This is a genomic window from Microbacterium sp. C448, assembly GCF_000582705.2.
GTDB classification, from domain to species: Bacteria; Actinomycetota; Actinomycetes; order Actinomycetales; family Microbacteriaceae; genus Microbacterium; species Microbacterium lacus_A.
In genome coordinates this window covers 1-1,368 of record NZ_HG779617.1, presented here as the reverse complement: position 1 = coordinate 1,368, position 1,368 = coordinate 1, and the positions used below count along the sequence as shown (strand labels likewise).

General features: G+C 67.7%; 1 pseudogene. It reads right to left on the bottom strand.

What is annotated here, in order from left to right:
* Positions 1–9 precede the first annotated feature (9 nt).
* Positions 10–1,250 (bottom strand): annotated as a pseudogene (locus tag MIC448_RS03465) (IS256 family transposase).
* Positions 1,251–1,368 lie beyond the last annotated feature (118 nt).

The following is a 1,368-nucleotide window of genomic DNA, read 5'->3' as shown; positions in this document are numbered from 1 at the left end:
GTGTCGAGGTCAGGCTGTGAGGGCCCGAAGGTCGGGTTCGATCACCTCCTCTGTGGTGGGTTCGCCGACGCGGCGTGCGGCGGCGAGGGCGTCGAGGCCGAGGTAGCGGCGTTGCTCGGCCCACTCGTCGTGTTGCTCGGCGAGGACGGCGCCGACGAGCCGGATGATCGCGTCGCGGTTCGGGAAGATGCCCACGACGTCGGTGCGGCGGCGGATCTCCCGGTTGAGGCGTTCGTTCGGATTGTTGGACCAGATCTGCCGCCAGATGCTCTTCGGGAACGCGGTGAACGCGAGGATCTCCTCACGTGCGGCCTCGAGGTGCTCGAACGACCTGGGGAGCTTGTGCTCGAGCGCGTCCAGGACGCGGTCGAACTGGGCGTGCACGGACTCCGCGTCGGGCTGGTCGAAAACCGTGCCCAGCAGGGTCTTCACCCATGGCCACGAGGACTTTGGGGTCACGCTCATCAGGTTCGCCGCGTAGTGGGTTCTGCACCTCTGCCAGGACCCGCCGACGGTCGCGCCGATCGCTGCGACCAGACCTGCGTGTGCGTCGGACGTGACGAGCTTCACGCCGGTCAGGCCTCTCGCGACGAGGTCGCGCCAGAACGTCAGCCAGCCGGCGCCGTCTTCGGTCGAGTTGACTTGCAGACCGAGGATCTCGCGGTAGCCGTCGGCGTTCACGCCGGTCGCGACCAGCACCGCGACCTTCACGACCCGGCCGCCCTCGCGGACCTTCATGGTGAGCGCGTCGGCGGCGACGAACGAGTACGGGCCGGCGTCCAACGGCCGGGTGCGGAACGCGGTCACCTGCTCGTCAAGGTCGCGCGCCATCTCCGACACCTGCGACTTCGACAGCCCGGTGATCCCGAGGGTCTTCACCAGGTCATCCATCCGACGGGTGGACACGCCGAGGAGGTAGCTGGTCGCGACCACGGTGGTCAGTGCGGCCTCCGCGCGGCGGCGGCGTTCCAGCAGCCACTCCGGAAGTAGGTGCCCTGCCGGAGCTTGGGGATCTTCACGTCGATGGTCCCGGCGCGGGTGTCGAAGTCGCGGTGGCGGTAACCGTTGCGACGGTTCACCCTGTCGTCGCTGATCGTGCCGTAAGCGGCGCCGCAGATCTGGTCCGCGTCCGCGGATAGCAGCTGGTTGATGAACGTGCCGAGCATCTCCCGCAGCAGATCGGGAGACGCCTGCGCGAGGTGGTCTTCGAGGAAGCGGGCAGGGTCGATATCGTGGGGTGAGACGGTCATCGTCGGGGTCCTTTCGAGATGGATGTGAAGAGTTCTCTCGAAGGATCACGCGGTGACCGTCGCTACATCCGCAGCGACACGGTCACCCGATCCGTACACCACCTTGCCGGACGCCACC